Source organism: Candidatus Cloacimonadota bacterium (genome assembly GCA_020532355.1).
Lineage (GTDB): Bacteria > Cloacimonadota > Cloacimonadia > Cloacimonadales > Cloacimonadaceae > UBA5456.
The window spans coordinates 1-7,205 of record JAJBBD010000020.1 but is presented as its reverse complement, the minus strand read 5'-3'; the positions used below and the strand labels follow the sequence as shown (position 1 = coordinate 7,205).

Genomic DNA, 7,205 nt, shown 5'->3' with positions numbered 1-7,205 from the left:
TGGGATACGGAAAACGCGCCAAAACCATTCTGCCAATTGAATTTGCCGATTACCCAGCCTTTCTCGTTTATGAACCTGCTGGTGTTGGCCTTGAATCTCTGAGCAAAATCTGACACAGATAGACTCGGATGCAATCCCACTAAAAGATGGATGTGATCCTCCATGCCTCCGATGCATTGTAAAAAGCAATTTAAATCCCTGGTCAAGCCAGCAGAATAATCATAGAGTTCCTTTTGGGCATTGTCGTGGAACAATCGCAAGCGTTTTTGAGTTGCAAATACATAATGAACATAGATTTGTGTGTAGGTATTGGCCATCTTCATTCTCCTGATACGCATTTGAGAACAAGGTTTATGACCCGGAAATGAGGAGTCAACCAATTGTTTAGCTTGTTATCTGAAATGTCGTGCCTACGGCACTCATTCAGAGTTTTCGGGGCGGGAGGGCTATCTAAAATGGCGTGCCTACGGCACTTAAACCATTGCCCTGGCTATTTTCTATTCAGACTTATGCGTGCTCTATTTGAGTGATAACGCAATATCTACCAGAAGTCTTAATATTGCAGCAGTTGAGAATAAATAAAGCACACCTAAAAATGATGCCGTTATGGTGTAAAGCGCATTTTCAGACTGAATAAAAGCAAGAACTACCCCAATGACAATAATCATCACTCCTAATGAGTTTGCAAACTGATGAGGTTTTCAATCGAACCATAACTTGATGTATTGGATTTCTCAACTTCACCTTCTGGAAACTCAAGTTGCTCAAAATCAAAATCAGGGTCTCTTCTTTTCAACTCGTTTATAATATTGTTCAATTCATCAGGTGGAAGTACAAGATACTCTGCCAAGTCCGTTAAATCGATTGTTTTCACCTTACTAATTGAATCTTCGGAAACACCTTTCACTGAAAGGCTGACATACAATGTGTCCAGATATCTTTTCTTATTAGCATCCATGGTATTCTCTCCTATAGGTTTGAATATTTGTTACCTCGAGCCATTCAATCACTCTGCCATGACTCCAATCATTTCTTATTTGCTGTAACTGGAAGAACTGGTCAGCACATACTTCATCTTTCCACTATTACACCTGTATCTCTCAAGTTATGACCCCAGCCCCACCAGGCATGCTTGTCGTCAGCTGTCATTGGTGTTGTTATTATGCCATCTTCCATCGTATGCAATCCAAATCAGCCCTGCATCCCAAACCTCATCTTGCTTCTGCATGAGCTGGTCATTACTAAAAAGACCAGAGATTGTTTTGGCGGTTAAAGGCTATGTCCAGCAGACTTGGAATAGTCTTCTGAAGAGTCAAGATTATTCTTATCAACTATATAGATGTAATAGATGTCGAGTTATTTTCTACTACTACTCCATGCTCATGCCACAGAAAAAGCATCCTAGAAAAAAGAAAACAATACCTGAAAATATTTTTTCTAGCAAATCCCTTGACAGAAAGCTATAAATATTTAAGTAGGCAGGGTAGGTATAACAACAGTTATTAATTCCAGAGGAAGAGGTAGTGGATAAATTAGTTTCTAAAGCTCTTACGGAAAATCTGCGAGCCACCAAAGTGGCGCAGATAGAATTGGATGAATCCGCAAAGTGGCTTCTTGATCTTTCCCATGATTATTTTGGCGTGAATCAACGCTTACGCAGTTTCCTTGATGAATTGTATCATCCCTTTGTGAATCCGGTTATTACCCTTAATTTGATGCGTTCCAGTATATTGGGCGATCTTTGGTGGTTTACTGGTCATGCAGAATCAGAAGAAGTTCTTCAAATAGTATTGTACCTATACAAAAAAGCTGAAGCTCTTTGCAGTAAGGAGAATGAACGTAAACAGCTTTTCAGCGACTTTTTAGAGCTTTGCCAAGCGCTTTGTGAGCAAAATTTGTCCCATATCTACGACGACTTGGTGAAAATGTTAGGCACATATACAGAAAAGTATCTTAGCCTCTTTGTAAGAATCAGCACTCAAACCCGCAGAGCCATGGTTATGCTCAGCGAAAAATGCCATCAGAAAGATGTTTGCCTTAATCTTTTGCGCCGGATATTGAATGAAAATCTCAAGTATTGGCAGAGGAATACAGATATAAATTCTTGGCTGCTTGCTTTGAAAAATAAACCAGAAGAAATTGATCTTTCGCAGCTTCCCGGTTCTCAGTTCTATACTTATTGGCAGCATTACCTTGAGCAAGCCACATCTACAGAAGATTATAAAATCGTTCCCGCCTTTACAGAGATTGCCACGCTGCATCGGGATTATATTCGAGAATTTACTTCGCTTAGCCACAGGGTGCAATATATCTTTTTCCTTTTGGGACAAGCCACAATGCTAGATATGATGGATCATCTCTTGTGGGATCTAAATCGGCAATTAGCAGATATGTATCTGGAGCTTTCTGTGGATGAAGTCCACGATATGATCGATACTGTTTTCGAGACCTTAAAGCCATTTACTGTTTCCCACATGAGCATTGTGCTGGATTGTGTATTAACTATCGGGAAGGCAGTGTTGAAGGGCAGCAATTCTACTTTGCATAAGCATATAATAGACCGCATTATAGATCTTGGGTTCACTGCTCCTGGTGAAGTGCGAATTTCCGAAGATTGGCAGACAGAAGTAGATAAAAACCATGTAAAACATCTTCGCATTCTCCTCGAACTGATTGCAATAAATCCTCTGCAGAACAAAGACCTACTGGCTTTTACGATTATCAGCCTAAGCAAGTACGGTGTGTTTATTTCGGATACAGACCTTTTTCAAAAAGATGTTTCAGCCTTTTTGAGCACAAATATCACACCAATATTTGTCCAATCCAAACACCTCTTACGCAAGTTTCCCGTATTTTTCAATGAGATAGGAGCGGAAGGAGAAATTCGCGATGCCAGCACAAATTTGGATGAACTCACGCAACGAAAAGACCGCTTGATTCATTTTCTTCGCAAACAGGTTCACACAGAGAGTAATAATACTCACATTACTCTTATTGAGAGGATTCTGCGCTATTGGATTACCCTGGATCCCAAACCATTACAAAACATCATCCCGGCTGATGTGTGGCAAGGCATCCAAGAACTAAATGAACGAACTCGAGAGCAAAGTCGCGTAACCAATAATTTTCTTGCAAATAACAAGCTTACGGATACCGAATTGCTTTCGCTATCTTGGCAAAAGGTAGAAATCCTTTTTGCAAATCTTGCTGAAGACTATTTTAATAAACGACTAAAACTGCTTTGCTATTGCCATTTTTTGCTAAAAGATAAATACAATCTGGATCCCTACGATATCGTGAAATTTCTTTCCCGTTATAGCTTCTTTGATGGACATGAACAAATCCGCTTAAAAAGTAGCTTAACAAGGCGGGATTACGACAGTTCTATCCGCCAGATGCTTAACTATATCGGCAGATTGAACTCTCAGATTTTGGATCCCAAACCCACCAGTCCCTGGGAAAATATCTATTACAAGCGTCACATCGCTGCTGGAATTCCATCCATGTATGGCATGTACAGAGAACCTAAACTTGAAGCAATGGGCATGGTATTCCGCCTCGAAAACGTGATTCGCCGTCTCTTTGAGCGTAGCGTTGGGCAACTCAACTTAAGCTATATCAATGGTAAAACAATGCGTAGAATAGTACGTATACTGGAAATCTACGATTTTGCCATGCGTCAAGAGATGGTTACAAGCGATGCCTTCACTACTGCATTGGCAATGCTGAGTTCCGTGCAAAATGTTTCAACTCTCTCATTAGATCAGTATCTGGATATCTTCAATTTGCTCAAAGATAGCGTCAATGAATTGGTAAATGAGTATTATTATCGTTTCTACGACTATCAATTAACTAAAGCAAGAGAAGACAAAGACAGTCGCACAAGAACTGAGATCTTTGCCGAAGAGTTTTATCGGAACCTACTCTCATCATCTTTCCTCGTGCAAGGTTTGGACAATTTTATCACCCGAATCCTAGAATCCCTTACTGAGATGCGAAGATTGTTTAGTAAAGAAAATATTGTTAAACTAATGTCCTACGATCCGGACCGTCTATTCTTTCATCTCTACACCCGTAACTCCCGCATCGAAAACCAGGTTCTTTTAGGCTCCAAAGCCTTTTTTCTTAAGCGTATGCACCAATATGAATTTCCCATTCCTCCTGGTTTTGTGATTACTACAGACCTCTTCCGAAATAGGGATATTATCAATACACATCCTGATATTTCAAGCGAATTCGACCAACTTTTATGGGAAAACTTGCATAAAATGGAGCGTTATACCGGGCTAGGTTTTGGCAATCCCCAAAAACCACTACTATTCTCTGTAAGATCAGGTGCCCCTATGAGCTTACCCGGCGCTATGGATACCTTCTTGAATATTGGGCTCACAGATGAAATTACGCTCAAGCTTTCGCTACGTCCTAATTATGGCTGGACAGCATGGGATTGTTACCGGCGCCTAATTCAAAGCTGGGGAATGGCTTACGGCATTGCACGCGATGAATTTGATAACGTGATGATTGATTATAAAAAACGCTACGATATTAAGCAAAAAACCCAATTTAGCCCACAACAAATGCGGGAAATGGTGGATGACTATAAACAGGTGCTGGCACGTTACAACGTTGCCTTGGAGCAGGATCCCTATAGTCAGCTCTATAAATCAATCTCCCATGTTTTGGATAGTTGGAATACTCTGCGGGCAAAGAAATATCGTTCCAAGCTGCATATTGCTGAAGAATGGGGCACAGCTGTGATTATCCAAAAAATGGTTCTGGGAAACATTTCTTTAGATAGTGGAACCGGAGTACTCTTTACCCATGCAGATTGGCACAAGGAGCCCGGAATCTTTTTGAATGGAGATTTTACTCTGTGCAGCCAAGGAGAAGATGTAGTAGCGGGGCTGGTACATACTTTACCAATTTCAGAAGCAGAACGTATTAATCGCGATGGCGATATGTCGCTGGAAAAAGACTTCCCGTCTTTGTATCAGAGACTTTTGCGCTATGCTAAACAACTGATAGTAGAGCATAATTATCCACATCAGGAGATCGAGTTTACTTTCGAAGGCAATTCTGAAAAGCAGCTCTATATTCTACAAACACGTAATCAGATTATTCATAAAAGTCCTGAGTATCAAGTATTGGGTAGCACAGATACCCAATTGGAAAGTCTGGGCAGTGGAATCGGAATCGGTAAAGGTGCAGTAAACGGAATCATTGTGATAAAACAGGAAGATATCGATCGTTTCAAAGATCAGGGCGATGCTTTAATTTTGGTGCGCCCGGATACCGTACCGGACGATATGATGCTGCTCTTTGAATGTCAGGGACTCTTGACCTCACGGGGAGGAGTAACGTCACACGCAGCAGTAACAGCCACTCGTTTGGGCTTGATCGGAGTGGTCAATTGCCGTGATTTGGTGGTGGATGAGGAGAATTCTACATGTAGTATCAAGGATGTGGAACTTAAAGCAGGAGATAAGATTACTTTAGATGCAAACGGGGGAACCATCTATTTAGGTCACCATCCCCTGCAAAGTGTACAATCATTAGTATAACATAAAAAGATAAAGGAGATCGCAAGCATGAACCTCAGCTTACGGAACAAGAACCTCTTGGGTATCAACGGCTTAGGTAGGATCGGCAAGCTCTTGCTGTGGAACCAGATCCACTTGAGACATTTCGAAGGTATTGTTGTCAATTGTGGTCGTGACGTAGGAAAAGATCTGGATGATCTGCTCCAAGTAATTGAAACGGATAGCACATATGGCTCCATTCACAAATTTCTCAGGGGAATGGTTGGTGGTAAAGCAGAAATAAAGATTCTGGATCGAGATAAGCCAATCATTGAGATTGAAGGTATTCCGATTAAAATTCTCCGTACTGCCAGAGATCCCAAAGACATCAATTGGTTAAACGAAGGCGTGAAAGTAGTGGTTGATTGTACCGGCAGTTTTTTAGATCCTACGGTTGCTTCTGAAGGCGGCAAACCTTGTCTTCGCGGTCATCTGGATGCAGGTGCCCTCAAAGTTATTTGCAGCGCTCCATTCAAGATTAAGGGTACTGCACAAACACCCACAGATACCAGAACGATGATTTACGGGATAAATCACCTGGAATTTAACCCGGCGGAGCACCATATCATCTCAGCCGCTTCTTGCACTACTACCGGGCTTTCACATATGATAAAGCCACTACTGGAAAGCACACTAACCTCCAGAATTGTTACTGCCTCCATGAGTACAATCCACGCTGCTACAAACACCCAATCAATCTTGGATAGCGTACCTAAAACGGGAGCTACAGATCTAAGAAAATCTCGCAGCGTGATCAATAATATTATTCTTTCTACAACAGGTGCGGCTAAGGCACTGGAACTTGTGATGCCCGAAATTAAACACATCGGTTTTATGGCAGATAGCGTTAGGATACCAATAAATACAGTATCCTTGATTAACCTAAACGTAACTTTCTATACAAAGCTTGATGATCTCGGTGAACCGCTAATTAATCGAAAAGTAATTAATGATGTTTATGCTGCTGCAGCCAAAGGCGCACAAAAGGATCTTTTGATATTCAGCGAACGCCAGAATGTATCTGCTGATATTATCGGAAGCTTGGCGGCAATCACGATAGAAGCACATGAAACACATACCAGAACCGGATTTATCAGCTTTCCCCCGGAAGCATTAGCCCAACAAGGTCTGAAAACAGATAAGCAGTTGGAAATGCCTGTTACCCATGCCAAGATATTTGGTTGGTACGACAACGAACTTGGATCCTACGTAAATAGCCTTTCCAAACTTACAAACTATATAGCCAGTAAAAGCATGTAAAATATGCATTATATAGCCCTGCCGAAATTGGCAGGGCTTTTTGTTTGCTCTAAAAACCGTCAGTAATTGGGGCATGGAGCCCCCATAATACTTAGGTACGATCAGAAAATGCCAACCAAACCGAGATCTCGTGCATAAATCTGCTATATATGTGGATGTGCAATGCTCTCTTAGAATAATTTCTGTGCCGATTGACTGAAAGGCTCTAGATTTGCACGCAAGCGATAAAGTAATCATTACCTAAGTTTTATCCAGACATCATCCCTTCTCGCCCGATGATGTCTGGACTAACCCAGCTTAAACATAACTTTATGTTCAAGGGGAGGAATAACCGATATATCGGAACCCATTGATAATCTTGATAAT

The 7,205-nt window shown here is 41.3% G+C and carries 5 protein-coding genes; 2 read left to right on the top strand and 3 right to left on the bottom strand.

Annotated elements, in window-relative coordinates; all coding sequences use genetic code 11:
- The 3 genes from tnpA to LHW48_00565 form a co-directional block, all read right to left on the bottom strand.
- On the bottom strand, positions 1 to 317 hold a 317-nt coding region (gene tnpA, locus LHW48_00575; GenBank protein ID MCB5258956.1), incomplete at its 3' end, for an IS200/IS605 family transposase.
- A gap of 201 nt (positions 318 to 518) precedes the next feature.
- Positions 519 to 668, bottom strand: a complete 150-nt coding sequence (locus LHW48_00570; protein ID MCB5258955.1) for a hypothetical protein — start codon at positions 666 to 668, stop codon at positions 519 to 521.
- A 5-nt stretch (positions 669 to 673) separates the two neighbouring features.
- Positions 674 to 958, bottom strand: a complete 285-nt coding sequence (locus tag LHW48_00565; GenBank protein MCB5258954.1) for a hypothetical protein — start codon at positions 956 to 958, stop codon at positions 674 to 676.
- Positions 959 to 1,523: 565 nt separating this feature from the next.
- On the opposite strand from LHW48_00565, the gene LHW48_00560 reads away from it, so the two are divergent.
- Both LHW48_00560 and LHW48_00555 read left to right on the top strand, forming a co-directional pair.
- On the top strand, positions 1,524 to 5,561 hold the full coding sequence (locus LHW48_00560) for a pyruvate phosphate dikinase (GenBank protein MCB5258953.1): 4,038 nt from the start codon (positions 1,524 to 1,526) through the stop codon (positions 5,559 to 5,561).
- Positions 5,562 to 5,588: 27 nt separating this feature from the next.
- On the top strand, positions 5,589 to 6,839 hold the full coding sequence (locus LHW48_00555) for a glyceraldehyde-3-phosphate dehydrogenase (protein MCB5258952.1): 1,251 nt from the start codon (positions 5,589 to 5,591) through the stop codon (positions 6,837 to 6,839).
- The last annotated feature ends 366 nt before the right edge of the window (positions 6,840 to 7,205 follow it).

What these genes read in the sequence shown, in the direction of transcription:
- LHW48_00570 (MCB5258955.1), bottom strand. Translation starts at nt 668, where the DNA reads ATGATTATTGTCATTGGGGTAGTTCTTGCTTTTATTCAGTCTGAAAAT.
- LHW48_00565 (MCB5258954.1), bottom strand. Translation starts at nt 958, where the DNA reads ATGGATGCTAATAAGAAAAGATATCTGGACACATTGTATGTCAGCCTT.
- LHW48_00555 (MCB5258952.1), top strand. Translation starts at nt 5,589, where the DNA reads ATGAACCTCAGCTTACGGAACAAGAACCTCTTGGGTATCAACGGCTTA.